Origin of the sequence: Tahibacter sp., from assembly GCF_035481375.1 — a bacterium.
Taxonomy (GTDB): domain Bacteria; phylum Pseudomonadota; class Gammaproteobacteria; order Xanthomonadales; family Rhodanobacteraceae; genus Tahibacter.
This window is the reverse complement of the sequence record NZ_DATIGT010000235.1, coordinates 1-16,876: the sequence shown is the minus strand read 5'-3', so window position 1 is coordinate 16,876 and position 16,876 is coordinate 1. Positions and strand designations below refer to the sequence as shown.

The window sequence follows — 16,876 nt, the reverse complement described above, 5'->3', positions numbered from 1 at the left end:
CATCATCCATTGCCGCCGCGACCTGCGCGACACGGCGCTGTCGCTCTGGAGCCAGCACTTCGCCCACGACGACATGAACTGGGCCTACGACTTCGGCGACATCGGCGCCTACGCGCGCGGCTATCACGCGCTGATGGACCACTGGCGCAAGGTGCTGCCGATCCGCGTGCTCGAACTCGACTACGAAAGCCTCGTGGCGAATACGCAAGCCAATCTCACGCGACTGTTCACATTCCTGGGCCTGCCGCCGCCGCCGGCCACGCCGGCGGCGGCAGCGACGCCGGCGAGCGCGGCCGACAGGAAGCCGCGTGGCGCCGACGCACCGCGCGACGCGATCGCGACCGCGAGCGTCTGGCAGGCGCGCCAGGGCGTCTATGCGAGTTCCGTGGGGCGCTGGAAGGCCTACGCGGAGTTGCTGCCCGAAATGGAGAAGCTCGGCGTCAAGACGGGCTGAGAGTGGAGAGGAGCGGGAAACGAGTGCCGGGGTGCGCCGCCACTCGTTTCCCGTTCCTCCTTTCCACTCGTCACTGCCGCCAGCACCAGTGCCACGGCTCGTAGGTGATGCCATGGCGGTTGCCGCGCGGGAACGACAGTGAAAAACCGAACTCTGCGGCGTTTTTCACAAGCCAGCGAAACGCGGGGGACTGCTCGAACTCTTCCTCGAGCGCGGCGAAGCCCGGTGTCGTGAGGTCGATCGCGCGGCCGGTGTGGTGTTCGCTGTAGCCGGGCGCGGCGCTGACCGCGAGGATCTGCGCCATGTCCTGGCCGCGCGCGAGTTTGCGTTCGATGATGCCGACCTGATATTCGATCGAGCGGAACGCCGAGACGAGCTGCAGTTCGATCTGGCCCAGCGCGGCGGCATGGCGCATGCGCAGCCACGCGCGCGCCGCGCGCGGTGTCAGCCATTGTGGGCGCGCGTGGATGTCGTACCCGGCGAAGGCAAGATGCGCAGGTTCGCGCGTGGCGCGCAGCGCGCGACGGCGCCCATAGTCGGCCGGCACGCCGAGTTCGCGTGCGCGCGCCAGCAGTGCGATGCGCTGCGTCGGCGCTGCGGTAGGCGGCGGCGCCGGCAATTCGGACGGCAATCGTGTCATTCGGCGATTGTCGCCACAGGAACGCCTGCGCCGCCAGCGTCCTATCCGCCGATTGAAATTTTCTACCTCCGTGTACGCAGTTGCGACCAGAGGCGAACCGGCCCGCACGAGCATCGCGGCTTCGATGCCGCGCAAACGCAAGAGGTAGCCGAGCACGATGCGGGAATCGCGTGGCCGACAATCGCACGGGCCGCGATGTCGTGCTCAGCCGTACGCCGAGCGTACCGATGGCGGGCAGGCGTGCCGATGCCGGACCGCGGCGCTGCGCCGATGACGGCGAGGGCAACGGTTGCCGGTCGCGCCTTGACGCATCGCACCGCCGGCGTTTCGCCGGCAGCGTACTCATTCGCCTTTCTTGCGCTCGGCCTCTGCCGCGGACTTCAGCCGTCCGCTCTTGCGCAGCGCATCGCGCAGCACGTACTCGATCTGCGCGTTGAGCGAACGCAGTTCGTCGTCGGCCCAGGTCTGCATCGCGTCGAGCACGGCCGCATTGATGCGCAGCGGATAGGCTTTTTTCTCGCTCACGGCGTCAGTGGTGCAGGGTGCCGGTATTCACGACCGGCTGGGTGCCGCGTTCGCCGCAGAGCACGACGAGCAGGTTCGACACCATCGCCGCCTTGCGCTCTTCGTCGAGTTCGACGACGCCGCGCTTGCTGAGCTGTTCGAGCGCCATCTCGACCATGCTGACGGCGCCTTCGACGATGCGCGTGCGGGCCGCGATGATCGCGCCGGCCTGCTGGCGCTGCAGCATGGCCTGGGCGATTTCCTGCGCATAGGCCAGATGCGTGATGCGCGCCTCGACGACGTCGACGCCGGCCTTGCCGAGACGTTCCTGGATCTCGTCGCGCAGATGCTGGTTCACTTCCTTGCCGTGGCTGCGCAGGCTCGGCGCGCCCGTGTCGTGCGCGTCGTAGGGATAGCTGGTCGCCATCTGGCGCAGTGCGCTTTCGGACTGGATCTGTACGAAGTTCTCGTAGTCGTCGACCTGGAACACCGCTTCGGCGGTGTCGACGACCTGCCAGACCACGACCGCGGCGATCTCGATCGGATTGCCGTCGTTGTCGTTGACCTTGAGCTTGGACGATTCGAAGTTGCGCACGCGCAGCGATACGTTGCTCTTGCCGTAGAACGGATTGGTCCAGCGCAGCCCCTCGGCGCGCACGGTGCCCACATAGCGGCCGAACAACTGCATGACCTTGCCCTGGTTCGGCTGGACCTGGAAGAAGCCCTTGGACAGAAAGCTCAGGACGACGAACATCACGATGCCGCCGAGCGGACCGCCGGCATCGCGCGCGGCGGCGCCCTGGAAGAAGATGACGGCGGCGATTGCGTAGCCGGCGAGCAGGGCGATCAGGCCCGGAATACCGGGCAGGGACCAAGCGGTTTTCTCGTTCATGGCGACGCTCCTGGAGTGTGCGAGGACGATATCAATTTGATATCAATTCAACAAGCGGCCAGCAGGCATGAGCAACGGCCAGCCGCTACCATGCGGCGCGCGGCGCAGACAGGGGCAGGCATGCGGGAAACACGGGCGGAATCGATCTGGCGCGACGGGCTCGACCTCGGACTCGGCGCGCTGCCCGACGCAGTGCGGGCCGACGTCTGCGTCGTCGGACTCGGCGGCAGCGGGCTCAGTGCGCTCGCGGAATGCCGGCAGGCGGGCCTGCGCTGCGTCGGCGTGGATCGCCACGGCGTCGCGGCCGGAGCGGCTGGCGCGAACGGCGGCTTCCTGCTCGCGGGTCAGGCCGCGTTCTACCATGACGCCGTGCAGCGCTACGGCCGCGAGCGTGCGCTCGGCATCTACGCATTGACGCGTTCCGAACTGGCCCGGCGCTATGCGCAGTCGCCGGACGTCTGCCGGCAGACGGGTTCGCTGCGCGTCGCGGCCGACGCGCAGGAAGAACGCGACTGCGTCGCGCAGATCGAGGCGATGCAGCGCGACGGTCTGCCGGCCGTGCCGTATCTCGGTGCCGAAGGCCGCGGCGTGCTGTTCGCCGACGACGGCGTGTTCGATCCTGCCCGCTACTGGCGCGAGCTGGCCGCGACGCTCGTCGCACAGGACGTCGCGCTGTTTCGGGGCGAGGTCGGCGACATCGCGCCGGGCGTCGTCACGATGACGAGCGGGCGCACGGTCCGCGCTGATCTCGTGTTCGTCGCCGTCGACGGCGGTCTCGAAGCGCTGCTGCCGCAGTTCGCCGGCGAGGTGCATTCGGCGCGGCTGCAGATGCTCGCGACGGCGCCCGACGCGACGGTGACGCTGCAGCGCCCGGTGTATTTCCGCGACGGCAACGACTACTGGCTGCAACGCGCGGACGGGCGCATCGCGCTCGGCGGCGGACGCGATCTCGGCGGCGACGAGGAATGGCGCGCCGCGGACGGCGTATCGCCGCGCGTGCAAGCGCATCTCGATGCCTTGCTGCGCGATCGTCTCGGCAGCCGCGCCGCGGTCACGCACCGCTGGTCCGCGCGCGTCGCCTTCACGCAGCGCGGACTGCCGGTGTTCGGCGAGATCGCGCGCGGCGTCTTCGCGACCGGCGCCTACGACGGCACCGGCAACATCCTCGGCGCGCTCTGCGGCCGCGCACTCGCGCGACTCGCCCTCGGCGAACGCAGCGCATTGAGCGAATGGCTGGCGTAGGGCGCAATAACCGAAGGGCATTGCGCCGTCTCCCCGAAAGCCGCGTTCCTGAAACTGCGGCGACGCAGCCGTGGATGGCGCAACGCGCAAAAAGGACGGCGCAATGCCCTTCGGTTATTGCGCCCTACGCGGTTATGGCCACGATGCGCGATTTCGCCGCCGTCAACGCGCCGAACGTCCGAACGCAGTCACGGCCTCACATCGAATTTCAACAGCGGCACCGGCCAGCGCTCGCCGGTGACATAGACCGTGTCGTTGTCGGCGCCGAACGCGATCGCCTCGGCCTGCGCGAGCAGCGCGATCGGAAACGCGCGCGGCCTGCGGGCAAACGCGTGCGCCCACGACTCGCCCGCGGCACGGTCGTAGATCCAGACCGAGTTGTAGGTCAGCACGGCCGCGCGGCGCGCATCGCGGCTGATCGACAGCGCGGTCGGGCGGCCCGGCATCAGGCGGCGTTCGAAATCCACGGTCGGCAGCAGTTCGTCGGCGGGCTGCAGCGTGCCGACGGGCGTCGCGATGGTTTCCGCGTCCTTGCCCGGCCGCAGCGGCAGCGACCAGATCTGCAGCGGCGTCGTGCGCTTGGTCAGCAGCAGCACGGTCTCGCCGGGCACGTCGATGCCGACGGCTTCCACATCGTGCGGTTCGTCGGCATAGCGGAACGCGATGCGCCAAGCCGGTGCCGTCTTGAGCGACAGCTCGTGCGCGTCGGCGGCGATGACGGGTTCCTCGACGACGACGAGTTCGACGCGCTTGCGCACGCCGCCGTTGTCGCCGGTGTCGGCGAGCAGCAGCCACGAGCGGCCGTCGAGCGCGAAGGCGGCCATGTCTTCCCAGTCGACCGGCTTGACGCCGGTGACGCGCAGCTGCGCCTGCACGCGTCCTGTGGTGTCGATCGCGAACGCGTCGGCCGGCGAGCCGGAATCGTTGTGCACCCAGAAGCGGCCGGTTGTCTGCGGCGATGCGGCCATGCCGCTGATTTCGCCGAGCCGTCCGTCGCGCACGAGCGCGACCACGTCCGGCACGCGCTGCGCATCGGCGGCGGTCGCGGCGAGCATGAGTGCGAGCGCGCCGAAGCCGCGCATCGTGCGGCTCATTGCGCCGTCGCCGCGGTCGCCGGTTCGATCGCGTCGACGCGCAGGTTGCCGAGCGTCGTCACGCCGGAAAAGAAGCGCCACGGATCGCCGTCGCCGACACCGAGCGCGATGTGGCCCGTGTCGAAGCGGCCGAGCGCCGCATCGAAGCTCTGCCAGCGGCCGTTGATCCACGCCTGCACCCAGGCGTGCGGCACGAACACGCGCTCGGCGTTGCCGAAGGATTCGACGAACGCGAGTCCGGTCGTGATGCGCGTCGGAATGCCGTGCGCGCGGCCGAGCGCGGCCAACAGCAGCGCGTGCTCGGTGCAGTCGCCCTGGCGCGACTTCGCGGTTTCCAGCGCCGACGCGTAGCCGACGCTGAGGCTCTTCTTGTCGATGTAGCCGAACACGAAGGCTTCGAGTTCGCGCATGCGCGCTGCCGGCTGCTTGTCGCCGGGGGACGCCTGTTTCGCGAGCTGCACGATTTCCGCGGCGCCCGACTGCAGCCACGCGTTGGGCTGGCTGTCGGCGGCGACCGGTGGCGGCTCGGCGCCGGCGCGCGGCTGCGGCGACACGGTGACGACGTAGTCGTTGCCGCGGCGTTCCACTTTCTGCTCGCCGGTCGGCGGGAAGCTCAGTTGTGCGGCGCGTTCGCGCGCGCCCAGGCGATAGCGCAGCGGACGCTCGAGATCGTCGCGGCGCAGCGACCGCGGCGCCGCAACCAGCGCCTGCTGCAGCGCGTCGCCGGGCTGATTCGGCGCGAGCGCGCAGGCCTTGTCGCAGGCCAGTACTTCGAGCTTGAGACCGAGCTGCGACATGGTCACCTTGCGCACGTGGTAATCCTTGTCGATCCAGTCCGTGCTCGTCAGCGGCAGGCCGGGCAGCTTCAGCTCGCGCTCGACGCGAAACAGTTCGCGCCGGCCGCCGGGGACGTCGACGTATTCGGCCGGCTTGATCGTCGTCGTCAGCGGAAACGCTTCGAGATTCAACGCCTGGAATGCGAGGCTTTCATAGCGCGTGCCGGGCTTGAGTCCGCGCCCGATCGCTTCGAGCCGAAGTCCTTCGCTGAACAGCGCGCCCTTGGGCCAGGTCACGGTCTTGTTCTGACTGAGCCCGCCGACGCTGTTCGTCACGCGGATCGTGCCGTCGGCATCGACCGTGCCTTCGCTCGTGGACTCCACGCCCGACATGCGCGAATGCGTGCGGAATGCGAGCGGCTTGCCGGTCGGCGTTTCCTCGTGCGTCTCGCTGACTTCGAGCGCGACGACGATGCCGGCGCGCTCGATGCTGAGGTTCATCGCCTGCGTGGTCACGATGCGATCGGCGCCGGCCTCGCGCTGGTTCAGCATGTGGCCGATCTTGCGACCGTCGAGCGTGACGGTCATCCAGGTTTCCTCGACCGCAGCCCGTGCGACGGCGCCGCAGGCGGCAAGGGTGATCAGCGAGGCGAGCAACCAACGGACGACGCGAACGGATCGGCGCATGAGGGGACAGGACCGGCTGGGGTAGGGGAGGCGCGATCGTGAGTTTGCCAGAGCCGCGGGCGGGGAATGCATGCCGGTCCTCCCAGTGCGGGAAAAGCTCCAAGTACAATCGCGGTCTTTATCTTCCTCGGAACACCCCATGAAACCGTTCGGTACTCCGGGCTCGCCCGGCGCGCTGCGTCTGCTGCTGCTGGGCTCGGGCGAACTCGGCAAGGAAGTCGCGATCGAAGCGCAGCGCTATGCGGTCGAGGTCATCGCGGTCGACCGCTATGCGAACGCGCCGGCCATGCAGGTCGCGCATCGCAGCCACGTCATCAACATGCTCGATGCGCAGGAACTGCGCCGCGTGATCGAACTGGAGAAGCCCGATCTCGTCGTGCCCGAGATCGAGGCCATCCACACGCCGACGCTGGTCGAGCTCGAACAGACCGGCCTCACCGTGATCCCGACGGCACGCGCCGCCTGGCTCACGATGGACCGCGAAGGGATACGCCGCCTCGCGGCCGAAACGCTGGGCCTGCCGACCTCGCCCTATCGCTTCTGCGACACCGAAGACGAGTACCGCGACGCCGTCCGCGCGCTCGGGCTGCCCTGCGTCGTCAAGCCCGTCATGAGCTCTTCGGGCAAGGGGCAGAGCGTGGTCCGCGGCGACGACGACATCGGCCCGGCCTGGGACTATGCGCAGAGCGGCGGACGCGCCGGACAGGGCCGCGTCATCGTTGAAGGCTTCGTCGCGTTCGACTACGAGATCACGCTGCTGACGGTGCGCCATCGCGACGGCACGAATTTCTGTGCGCCGATCGGGCATCTGCAGGTCGACGGCGACTATCGCGAATCCTGGCAGCCGCAACCGATGTCATCGCTCGCGCTGCAGCGCGCCGAAGCGATCGCGCGCGCGGTCACCGACAACCTCGGCGGCCACGGCGTGTTCGGCGTCGAGCTGTTCGTGCGCGGCGACGAAGTGATTTTTTCCGAAGTCAGCCCGCGCCCGCACGATACCGGCCTGGTCACGCTGATCGCGCAGGATCTGCCGCAGTTCGCGCTGCACGTGCGCGCGATCCTCGGCCTGCCGGTGCCGCAGATCCGCCAGTTCGGTCCGTCGGCCTCGTGCGCCGTGCTCGTCGACGGCGACGGCGCAGCCCCGACTTATCACGGCATCGCCGACGCCCTGGCCGAGCCCGACACGATGCTGCGGATCTTCGGCAAGCCCGAGGTACGCGGGCGCCGCCGCATGGCCGTGACGCTCGCGCGCGCGGACGACGTCGATGCGGCGCGCGCGAAGGCGCGCGTGGCAGCGGCGAAGATCAGCGTGAATGTAGGAAATAGAGAAGAGTAGACAGGAAATGGAGAAGGCCGCTGCACGCTTTCGCTAGCTCCTGGACACTTCCCTCTGGTTACTATCCACCCCTCGACTCGCGGAGCAGGCGCGCATGCAAACCACGCTGGCCGGCTGGGTGATCGGCACGATCGAGCTGATGGCTGCGCTGTTTCTCGTCGTGGTCGGTTCGCTCGTGCTCGCGACGCTCGTGTTCTTCGTCGTCGACCGCAACCAGACGCGCAGCGCGGTGCTGCGCAACTATCCGGTGATCGGCCGGTTCCGCTACTGGTTCGAGCACCTCGGCGAATTTTTCCGCCAGTATTTCTTCGCGATGGATCGCGAGGAGCTGCCGTTCAACCGCGCGCAGCGCACCTGGGTCTATCGCGCGGCCAAGAACATCGACAACACGCGCGCCTTCGGTTCGACGCGCGACCTGCGTCCCGAAGGCACGGTGTTCTTCGTCAACACGGCGTTCCCGACGCTCGACGAGGACGCGGTCGCGCCGCAGCCGCTCGTGATCGGCCCGCATGCGCGCGAGCCGTATGCGCACGCGGCGTTCTTCAACGTATCGGCGATGAGCTTCGGTGCGATCTCGGCGCCGGCCGTGCGCGCGCTGACGCGCGGCGCGTTCGGCGCCGGCATCTGGGTCGACACCGGCGAAGGCGGCCTGTCGCCGTATCATCTCGAAGGCGGCTGCGCGCTCGTGTTCGAGATCGGCACGGCGAAGTACGGCGTGCGCGACGCCGAGGGGCGGCTCGACGACGACCGGCTGCGCGCGATCGCCGCGCATCCACAAGTGAAGATGTTCAACCTCAAGCTCGGCCAGGGCGCAAAGCCCGGCAAGGGCGGCGTGCTGCCCGGCGCCAAGGTCACGCCGGAAATCGCCGCGATCCGCGGCATTCCGGCAGGCGCCGATTCGATCAGCCCGAACCGGCATCCGGAGATCGACTGCGTCGCCGATCTGCTCGACGTCATCGGCCATATCCGCGACGTCACCGGCAAGCCGACCGGCTTCAAGGCGCCGCTCGGCGACGTGGCCTGGATCGCCGACCTCTGCGTCGAGGTGCATCGCCGCGGCGTCGCGAGCGCACCGGACTTCATCGTCGTCGACGGCTCGGAAGGCGGCACCGGCGCTGCGCCGCAGTCGCTGATGGACGGCGTCGGACTGCCGCTGCGCGAAGCGCTGCCGCTGCTCGTCGACACGCTGACGCGCGCAGGCCTGCGCGAGCGCATCCGCGTGGTCTGCTCGGGCAAGTGCATCACGCCTTACGAGGTCGCCTGGGCGCTCGCGATGGGGGCGGATTTCGTGAACTCGGCGCGCGGCTTCATGTTCGCGCTCGGCTGCATCCAGGCGCTGCAGTGCAACCGCAACACCTGTCCGACCGGCGTGACGACGCACGATCCGCGCCTGCAGCGCGGCCTCGTCGTCACCGACAAGGCCGAGCGCGTCGCGCACTACGCACGCAATCTGATGTACGAAGTCGGCGTCATCGCGCATGCCTGCGGCGTGCGCGAGCCGCGCGAACTGCGCCGCTGGCACGCGCGCGTCGTCGGCGACGACGGCCTGTCGCGCCGGCTCGACGAACTGTATCCCTATGCCACCGACCCCGCCGGAGCGCGCCCGTGAGCGACACGCAATACGCCGTCTTCCTGTTTCCGCAAGCGATCGAAGCGCTCGGCGAACCGATGAAGCCCTATCTGCTCGACGGTCCCGGCGGCCCGCATATCGTCTGCGCGGAAGTCGACACCTCGGGACCGCTGTTCGGCATGACCCTCGTCGGCAAGGATGCGCGCGGCATGCCGAGCGAACTCGAGATCATGATTCCGCACGGCATGGTGCGCCTGGTGATGTCCGTGCACAGCGAGCATGGCATCGGGTTCGCGCAGCACACGAACGGAAATTGACGAATAGATGGACGTCGATTGCGGCGAGCGCGGCGAACCGCACGGCGCGGTTCGCGGCGTTGCGCGGGGGCATCGCACCGATCGCCATGGCGGCGACGTGATGCATGCCGATGTTGCGGTTCGCTGCGCTCACCGCAACCTACCGGTGTCTTTTACATCGCCGCGCCGTCGACGCGGTCGGCGAGCACGATCACGCGGCTGTACTGCTGGCTCTTCAGTTCGATGCGGCCGTCGTCGTGACAGGCGGTGACGACGCCCGCCAGGGTCTGGCCGTTGAAGTACAGCATGACGCCGCGCTTTTCGGCTGCGCTGGCTTCAAGCAGGGCCTTGAACGGCCCTTTGCAGGTTACGGCGGCGTCCTTGGCAGACGTTTGCGCGTGGGTGCTGCCGGCGGCGGCGAGCAGAAGGGTCAGCAGCAGGAAGGACGAGCGCGACATACGAACTCCGGTTCGGTGGAAGGCCACCAGCAGAACGACGCACGCCACTGCGTGCGAACAGGTTTCAGTGTCCGTCGGGCTCGAACGCGCTCCAGGTGCCGTGGACCATCAGTTCGAGCGGTCGGAAGCGCCGCTTGTAGTCCATCTTCGGATGCCCTGCGATCCAGTAGCCCAGATAGACGTGCGGCAGGCGTTCGCGCGCAGCCCAGGCGAGCTGGGACAGGATCGCGAACGTGCCGAGGCCGCGCGCGGTCTCGGCCGGATCATAAAAGGTATACACCGCCGACAACCCCGGCGTACAGGCGTCGGTGACGGCGACGCCGAGCAGGCGGCCGTTGCGGCGGATCTCGAGAAACCGCGTCGGGCTCCATTCGGTGTAAAGGAAGCGCGCGAAATCCTCCTGCTGCGGCGCGTCCATGCCGCCGCCGCGATGGCGGCCGAGCAGATAGCGCTGGTACAGCTCGAAATATTCCTCGGTATAGCGCGCCGGTTCGACATGGAGGTCGAGGTCGGCGTTGCGCGCCAGGCAGCGGCGCTGGCTGCGGTCGGGCGTGAACTTCGCGACGTCGACGCGGCAGGGCACGCAGGCGCGACAGCTGCCGCAGTGCGGATGGTAGACGTGGCCGCCGGCGCGGCGGAAGCCGCGCGTCAGCGCGAGTCCGTAGACGCCGGCCAGATGCGGCGCGCTCGGGTCGATGACGAGGTTCTGGGCGATGCGGCCCGCGAAGTAGCCGCAGTCGTGCGGCAGGGTCTGGAAGAGTCGGACGACATCGGATTTCATCGGCGCATCCCGGGGGCCGTCGGCGCCGATTCTACGCCGAGGTGCGCCGCTTTACGGAAACCGCGCCGTTGGTTTCGAGCACGGCGAAACCGACGTCGTTCAGATCGAAGCAGCCTTCGCGCCGCAGCGCCGACTGCAGTTCCTCGAGCGACATGCGGTTGCGCGCAAGCACGTCCTCGAACACGCGGCCATTGTGGACGAGTACCTCGGGCCTGCCGTCGAGCAGTGCCTCGATGCGGCGATGGCGGCTCGTGAGCCAGCCGAGCAGATTGTTCCAGGCCACCAGCACGCCCGCGACGATCAGGCCGCCGAGAACCGACGTGTCCTGGCCGATCATCGCGTTCTGCACGGCATTGGAGATGATCAGCAGCAGGAGCAGATCGAACGGCGTCATCTGTCCGGCCTGCCGCTTGCCGGAAAAGCGCAGCAGGGCGAACAGCACGAGATAGACGAGGCTGCCGCGCAGCAGCAGTTCCCACCACGGTTCGGACAGATTCCACATGTATAGCGTCCTTCGCGGCGCCGCCGTGCGGCGCGCGGACTCAATGCGTCGTGACCGGAATGACCTGCGGCTTGGGCTTGGGCGGTTCGGCCTGCCGCGTGCTGCAGGTATGCAGCGACAGCAGCAGCGCGGCGACGCCGACGAGGCACAGCGTCACCATGCGCAGGCGGCTCGCGACGGCGCGATGCTTTGCCGGTCCGGCCAGCGGTTCGCGCGACGCGGCGAGCTCGTCGGCATAGCGCACCGGCGGCTCGATGCCGGCTTCGCGCAGCAGTTCGCGCGCGCGCGTCTGGTCGTTCGCGTTGACGACCCAGACCTGCGGCCAGGTGCTCGCCTCGGGACGGCTCGTGTAGCTGAAGCGCTTCCAGTCGCTGCCTTTGTAGTTCGAGCGGTTCGTGACCGTCGTTTCGATCGCGTGCTCGGTCATCAGCGCGACGACGCGATCGATGTTTTCCTGGCGCAGCGAGGTGTAGATCTGTCTCATGGTCCGGCGTTCCGTGGGGGCACAGCATGCGCCGTGCTCATTTCGTCAGGCGAATCAGGCCTTCCTGCGCGGTGCTCGCGACGAGCACGCCGTTGCGGTCGTAGATCAGGCCGCGCGCGAGGCCGCGCGCGTTCTGCGCGGTCGGGCTGTCGCAGCTGTACAGCAGCCAGTCGTCGGCGCGGAACGCGCGGTGGAACCACAGCGCGTGGTCGAGGCTCGCCATCTGCACGTTGGGCTGGAAGTAGGAAATGCCGTGCGGGAACGTGGCCGTGCCGACGAGATGGAAATCCGAGGCGTAGGCGAGCAGCGTGCGGTGCAGCTCCGGCGAGTCGGGTACGCGGTCGGCGAGACGGAACCAGACCTGCTGATACGGCGGCCGTTTCGGCGGATTGAATTCGTCGCGCGGATAGACGTGGCGGAATTCGAACGGCCCCTTCATGCCGAGCCAGCGCTGCAGCTTGACCGGCACGCGTTCGAGCTGCTCCGGCGGAATCGCCGCGGGCGGGGCGAGATCGTCGGGCTTGGGCACTTCGGGCATCGACAGCTGGTGTTCGACGCCGTCCTCCTCGATCTGGAAACTGACCGAGCAGGTGAAGATGGGTTGGCCGTGCTGGATCGCGACGACGCGGCGCACGGAAAAACTGCTGCCGTCGCGCGTGCGCTCGACCGAATAGACGATCGGCGCGTCGATGTCGCCGGCGCGCAGGAAATAGGCATGCAGCGAGTGCGCGTGGCGCGGTCCGTCGACGGTCTTCTGCGCGGCCGACAGCGCCTGGCCGAGTACCTGGCCGCCGAACACGTACTTCGTGCCGATGTCGCGGCTCTGGCCGCGGAACAAGTTGTCTTCGAGGCGCTCGAGCGCGAGCAGGTCGATCAGTTCGTGTACGACGTGGGTCATCGGCGTGCGGCAGGCGGTGGGGCGCGCATTGTACGGGCTAGGCCTGGTCGCGCGGCGGCGGTACGGCCGGGAACGGCGCATCGGGCGCGACCGCGCCGACCGACAGCACGAAGGCCATGGCCTGGTCGACGCTCCAGTCGGTGGCGATCAGCCGGTCGACCGGCACGATCTCGAGATAGCCGCCGGTCGGATTCGGCGTCGTCGGTACGTAGACCGAGGCGAGCTGACGGCCGTCCGCATCGTCGAACACGCGGGTGACGAAACCGATCGACTTGAGTCCGGCCGACGGGAAGTCGATCAGCACGACGCGCTGCGTGCCGTTCGGCTTGTTCTGCAGCAGCGCCATGAGCTTCTTGGTGCCGCCGTAGATCGAATGCACGAGCGGGATGCGCTCCATGAACGCGTCGAACGCGCCAAGCAGGCGCTGGCCGAGTACGCGGTTCGCGACGAGACCGATCAGATAGAGGATGACGAGCGTGGCCGCGAAGCTGATCGCACTGATGAGCCAGGCTTCCTCGAGCAGCACGCGCAGTCGCGGAAACAGCGCGCCGAGCCAGGCGAACAGCGCGCCGATCAATGGCGTGCCGAATTCGGCGAGCAGCGAGGCGACGAAGCGGAACACGACGAACGTGATCCACAGCGGCACGACGGTGAGAATGCCGGTGATCAGGTAGCGCTGCAGGTGCAATGATCGGCGCGGTGGGCCTGTCGTGTTCACGGCGTCGCCGCCGTGGCGGGCGCGCCGTCGAGTTCGCGCACGAGGCGGAAGCCGATCGTCGTGTAGCCCATGTCGGCGTCGCTCTCGCCGCGCCGGCCGGCCGCGGTTTCGTCCGGCCCGTCGCGCCACGACGTGCCGCGGAAAATGCGCTCGGAACAGTTCTTGGCGCCGCAGCCCGCGGTCCATTCGCTCGCATTGCCGGCGAGATCGTGCAGGCCGAGCGAACTCGCCTTGTAGCGGCCGACCGGCGAGGTGTGCGCGCGGCCGTCGGAGCACTTGTGCCGGCTCGCGAGCGTCCAGCGCGTGCCCATGCTTGCGTCGGCGACGTTGCCCTGCTCGCAGGCGCCGCCGCGCGCGAGGCTGCCGGCGGCGTGCGTCCATTCCGATTCGGTCGGCAGGCGATAACGCGCGCCGGTCTCGGCGCTGAGCCAGCGCGCATAGGCGTTCGCGTCGTCCCAGCTCACGCAGACGACGGGTTCGTCCTCGTCCTGCGGGAAATCCGGGTCGCGCCATTCGAGGCTCTTGAGCCGCGACAGCGGACGCATCGGTTCCCGGCACCGCGCCGCCGGGCGGCCGGTCGCGCGGACGAAGCGCGCATATTCGGCGCGCGTGACTTCGGTGCGGCCGAGCTCGAAGGCGTGGTCGATGCGATGGCCGTCGACGTCGACCGGCACGTAGACGAGCGGCGGCTCCAGCTCGCTGGCCTTGCGCGTGCGGGCGGCAAGCGCGCGCTCGGCGTCCTGCCAGCGGGTCAGCAGCACGGCCTGATCCTGCGCCAGCAGTTCGGCTGCGGGCTTCAGTGCAGCCAGCGCCTCGGCAGAGCCTGCCGTGCGCAGTCGCTTTTCGAACACGGCGTGGCGGCCCGCGAGAAAACCGGTCCAGGCCGGGCTTTCGCGCAGTTGCGCGCGGTCGGCCAGCAGGCGCGCCTGGTCGTAGTGGCTGCGCAGGCTTTCGCCATCGCCGGTTTCCAGCGCCTGATCGACGCGCTCGCCGAGCGCGGCGAACACGCCGTTCACGCCTTCGCGCGCGGTCGCGTTGTCCGCGTCGAGCGCGAGCACGGCAAGATAGGTTTCGGCTGCGTTGTCGGCGGCCGGTGTCACGATCTTGCCGGCGTTGAGCTGGCGCACGGCCGTGTCGAGCAGCGCCGCGACATGCGCCGCGGCCGCAGCGGCCGCCGCTTCCGGATCGGCCGGCGGCGTCTGCCCGGCGTCGCCGGCCGCGGTTGCTTCGGCCATGCCGCCGAGCGACGGCGCCGTCACGAAACGCGATTCGGGGGATTCGTCGCCCTTGGGCCAGAGCAGCATCGCCAGCAACAGCAGCGTGCCCGCGATCGAGGCGACGCCGACCCAGATGCTGGCCGGCCATTCGCGCACGCGCTCGCCCCAGGCCTTGACCGCGGGAGCATTGCGGCGCTGCCTGAGCTCGCGCTCGACCTGATCGAGCGCCGCGAGCAGTTCCTCGGCCGTCGCATAGCGCTGCGCCGGGTCCTTGGCCAGCAGCTTGTCCATCAGCGGCTGCCAGGCGCGCCGCGTCGGCGGCAGCCGCGGCACGGGTTGTTCGACATGGGCGAGCGCGACCGACAGCGCGTCCGGACCGTGGAACGGCAGGTCCCCGGTCAGCAGTTCATACGCCATGACGCCGAGGCTGTAGAGATCGGACCGGCCGTCGAGCACCTGGCCGCGCGCCTGTTCGGGGCTCATGTAGCCGGTCGAGCCGAGCGTTGCGCCCTCGCGCGTCACGCGCACGTCGGAATGGCGCGCGAGCGCGATGCCGAAATCGGTCAGCAGCGGGCGGTCGAGCTTGTCGAACAAGACGTTCTCGGGCTTCACGTCGCGATGCACGATGCCGTGCTGGTGCGCGTAGCCGAGCGCCTGGGCCAGGCAGCGCAGGATTTCGAGAATCCGCTGTGGATCGCTCGCGTCGGTCCGGCTCGACAGATCGCCGTTCGGGAGGTAGGGCAGGGTGTAGTAGAGGTGTCCGCTCGACGCGCGCCCGACCTCATAGATGCTGACGATGTGCGGGTGGTCGAGCCGGGCGATCAGGCGGGCTTCGTTCTCGAAGCGCTTGATGAGGTCTTCGCTGGGCGCGCGATCGGCACCGAGCACCTTGACCGCGACCTCGCGGTCGAGCGCCGTCTGGACGGCGAGATAGACCGTCGCCATGCCGCCCTGACCGAGCGGGCGAGTGATGCGGTACCCGGGAATTTCGAACGGAATACCCGGATTGGCGGTCATCGGCCGTGGGAGACAGGGGAGGAACGACGCGCATTCTATCGGAAGCGATGTATAGGAATGGTTGCGTGCATACGAAAAGTCGTTGCTGGCGCGTCGACGAGGCGCGTGGCAGGCTAGTCCGGCCATGAGTTCCGCGCCGACACCGGTTCCCGCCGCCCGCTCTCCCGTGTCCGCACCGCGGGGCGGTTCCCCCGTCGTCGTCGCGCTGATCGGCCTGCCCGGATCCGGCAAGAGCCTCGTCGCGCGGGCGCTGGCCGACCAGCTCGACTTCCGCCGCGTCGACCGCGACGCGATCCGTCACGCCATGTTTCCGCGCTGCAGCTACAGCTTCGTCGAGAAGCGCGCGTCGTTCCGCGGCGTGCTGCTCGCGCTCGAAGTGAACTGCATGCTCGGCGAGTCCAGCGTCATCGACGGCTGCACGTTCTCGCGCCGCGCCGATCTCGCGCGCGTCGATCAGATCGTGCGCCAGCACGCCTGCACGCCCGTTGCGATCTTCCTCGACTGCCCGTCGGAGCTCGCGCGCGAACGCATCGCGCGCGACGTCGCCGAAAACCGCCATCTCGCGCGCGACCGCACGCCGGACATCGTCGGCGATGTGCTCGCGCGCATGGAACCGCCGCCGCCCGGCGCGTTGACCATCGACGCGCGCCTGCCGGCGACCGAAGTCTGCCGGCTGGCGGTGGAGGCCGTGGCGGCCATCGCGCAGGTGCGTCGCGCCGGAGCAGCGGGATAGCATCACCGGCGTGAGCGGTTGCCGCGCTCCGGCCTTGCCGATTCCCGATACTCCATTCCCGGCTCTTCTGCTCAGCGCAACCGCTCAGGCTCAACGCTGCGATCGACGTACAGCACCAGCGGCGTGCCGCGGATCTGGCCGGCGCCGGTGCGTGCGTCCTGCCAGACGAACAGCTCGCCGCTCGCGGGATCGTGGAAGGCGATCTGGCCGAAACCGTAGTCGCGCTGGCCAGGACGGCCGAAGTGCGCGCTGCCGAGAATCCGTGCGGTCGGCGAGGGCATCTGGCCGACCAGATCGCGCCGCGGCACGCCGGCCAGCATCTGGCTCACGATGATCTGCGTCGTCGAACCGTCGCGCCAGGCCAGATCTTCATAGCCGTCGCCGTTCACGTCGACCGCGGCAAACAGGTCGGAATCCTTGGTCGGACGCTTCAGCATGTAACGCTGCCACGGCTTGTCGCCGTCCATGAGCCAGACCTCGAGTTCGCCGCTTGCGCGGTTGAGCCAGACCAGATCCGCATGACCGTCGCCGTCGAATTCGCCGCTGAGCACGAAATCGAATTCGAGATTCGTCGGCA

General features: G+C 68.8%; 19 protein-coding genes. 6 read left to right on the top strand and 13 right to left on the bottom strand.

The features are described 5' to 3' along the window. The coding region (locus VLF18_RS15730; RefSeq protein WP_325280585.1) for a sulfotransferase at window positions 1-454 on the top strand (454 nt) is incomplete at its 5' end. Window positions 455-524: 70 nt separating this feature from the next. On the opposite strand, the gene VLF18_RS15725 is transcribed toward VLF18_RS15730, so the two are convergent. From VLF18_RS15725 to VLF18_RS15715, 3 genes are all read right to left on the bottom strand, one after another. Further along, the gene (locus VLF18_RS15725) at window positions 525-1,094 is read right to left on the bottom strand and encodes a M15 family metallopeptidase (protein ID WP_325280584.1); all 570 of its coding nucleotides are present in this window, start codon (window positions 1,092-1,094) and stop codon (window positions 525-527) included. Window positions 1,095-1,436: 342 nt separating this feature from the next. Beyond that, window positions 1,437-1,619: an Arc family DNA binding domain-containing protein gene (locus VLF18_RS15720; protein ID WP_325280583.1), complete on the bottom strand. Its 183-nt coding sequence runs from the start codon at window positions 1,617-1,619 to the stop codon at window positions 1,437-1,439. 4 nt (window positions 1,620-1,623) lie between these two features. After that, window positions 1,624-2,490, bottom strand: coding sequence for an SPFH domain-containing protein (locus VLF18_RS15715; RefSeq protein ID WP_325280582.1), 867 nt, complete (start codon window positions 2,488-2,490; stop codon window positions 1,624-1,626). A 120-nt stretch (window positions 2,491-2,610) separates the two neighbouring features. Here VLF18_RS15715 and VLF18_RS15710 point away from each other — a divergent pair, with 120 nt between their 5' ends. After that, on the top strand, window positions 2,611-3,732 hold the full coding sequence (locus tag VLF18_RS15710) for an FAD-binding oxidoreductase (RefSeq protein WP_325280581.1): 1,122 nt from the start codon (window positions 2,611-2,613) through the stop codon (window positions 3,730-3,732). Between the two features lie 188 nt (window positions 3,733-3,920). Here the strand turns inward: VLF18_RS15710 and VLF18_RS15705 are convergent, their stop codons facing one another. Together VLF18_RS15705 and VLF18_RS15700 are read right to left on the bottom strand one after the other, a co-directional pair. Continuing rightward, a complete protein-coding gene (locus VLF18_RS15705) occupies window positions 3,921-4,826 on the bottom strand; it encodes a hypothetical protein (protein WP_325280580.1) in 906 nt (301 codons plus the stop codon). Beyond that, window positions 4,823-6,289 carry a transglutaminase-like domain-containing protein gene (locus VLF18_RS15700; protein WP_325280579.1) on the bottom strand — a complete coding sequence of 489 codons (1,467 nt, stop codon included), beginning with the start codon at window positions 6,287-6,289 and terminating at the stop codon, window positions 4,823-4,825. The genes VLF18_RS15705 and VLF18_RS15700 overlap by 4 nt, the downstream gene beginning before the upstream one ends. Before the next feature lie 139 nt (window positions 6,290-6,428). Here VLF18_RS15700 and purT point away from each other — a divergent pair, with 139 nt between their 5' ends. From purT to VLF18_RS15685, 3 genes are all read left to right on the top strand, one after another. Next, complete coding sequence (purT, locus tag VLF18_RS15695; RefSeq protein WP_325280578.1) at window positions 6,429-7,625, top strand: formate-dependent phosphoribosylglycinamide formyltransferase; 1,197 nt, start codon at window positions 6,429-6,431, stop codon at window positions 7,623-7,625. 94 nt (window positions 7,626-7,719) lie between these two features. Further along, a complete protein-coding gene (locus VLF18_RS15690) occupies window positions 7,720-9,234 on the top strand; it encodes an FMN-binding glutamate synthase family protein (protein ID WP_325280577.1) in 1,515 nt (504 codons plus the stop codon). Then, window positions 9,231-9,512 carry a hypothetical protein gene (locus VLF18_RS15685; RefSeq protein ID WP_325280576.1) on the top strand — a complete coding sequence of 94 codons (282 nt, stop codon included), beginning with the start codon at window positions 9,231-9,233 and terminating at the stop codon, window positions 9,510-9,512. Before VLF18_RS15690 ends, VLF18_RS15685 begins: the two co-directional genes overlap by 4 nt. Before the next feature lie 152 nt (window positions 9,513-9,664). Here the strand turns inward: VLF18_RS15685 and VLF18_RS15680 are convergent, their stop codons facing one another. From VLF18_RS15680 to VLF18_RS15650, 7 genes are all read right to left on the bottom strand, one after another. Next, window positions 9,665-9,949, bottom strand: a complete 285-nt coding sequence (locus VLF18_RS15680) for a hypothetical protein (RefSeq protein ID WP_325280575.1) — start codon at window positions 9,947-9,949, stop codon at window positions 9,665-9,667. A 64-nt stretch (window positions 9,950-10,013) separates the two neighbouring features. Next, the gene (locus VLF18_RS15675) at window positions 10,014-10,730 is read right to left on the bottom strand and encodes an arginyltransferase (protein ID WP_325280574.1); all 717 of its coding nucleotides are present in this window, start codon (window positions 10,728-10,730) and stop codon (window positions 10,014-10,016) included. Between the two features lie 31 nt (window positions 10,731-10,761). Then, the gene (locus VLF18_RS15670; protein WP_325280573.1) at window positions 10,762-11,232 is read right to left on the bottom strand and encodes a DUF421 domain-containing protein; all 471 of its coding nucleotides are present in this window, start codon (window positions 11,230-11,232) and stop codon (window positions 10,762-10,764) included. 40 nt (window positions 11,233-11,272) lie between these two features. Further along, a complete protein-coding gene (locus VLF18_RS15665) occupies window positions 11,273-11,716 on the bottom strand; it encodes a hypothetical protein (protein ID WP_325280572.1) in 444 nt (147 codons plus the stop codon). Between the two features lie 37 nt (window positions 11,717-11,753). Beyond that, on the bottom strand, window positions 11,754-12,614 hold the full coding sequence (gene tesB / locus VLF18_RS15660; protein ID WP_325280571.1) for an acyl-CoA thioesterase II: 861 nt from the start codon (window positions 12,612-12,614) through the stop codon (window positions 11,754-11,756). A 37-nt stretch (window positions 12,615-12,651) separates the two neighbouring features. Next, window positions 12,652-13,332: a DUF502 domain-containing protein gene (locus tag VLF18_RS15655; RefSeq protein ID WP_325280570.1), complete on the bottom strand. Its 681-nt coding sequence runs from the start codon at window positions 13,330-13,332 to the stop codon at window positions 12,652-12,654. After that, window positions 13,329-15,566 carry a bifunctional serine/threonine-protein kinase/formylglycine-generating enzyme family protein gene (locus VLF18_RS15650; protein WP_325280569.1) on the bottom strand — a complete coding sequence of 746 codons (2,238 nt, stop codon included), beginning with the start codon at window positions 15,564-15,566 and terminating at the stop codon, window positions 13,329-13,331. The genes VLF18_RS15655 and VLF18_RS15650 overlap by 4 nt, the downstream gene beginning before the upstream one ends. Window positions 15,567-15,732: 166 nt before the next feature. Here VLF18_RS15650 and VLF18_RS15645 point away from each other — a divergent pair, with 166 nt between their 5' ends. After that, a complete protein-coding gene (locus tag VLF18_RS15645) occupies window positions 15,733-16,299 on the top strand; it encodes an ATP-binding protein (protein ID WP_325280568.1) in 567 nt (188 codons plus the stop codon). 71 nt (window positions 16,300-16,370) lie between these two features. Here VLF18_RS15645 and VLF18_RS15640 read toward each other — a convergent pair. Continuing rightward, on the bottom strand, window positions 16,371-16,876 hold a 506-nt coding region (locus VLF18_RS15640), incomplete at its 5' end, for a VCBS repeat-containing protein (RefSeq protein ID WP_325280567.1).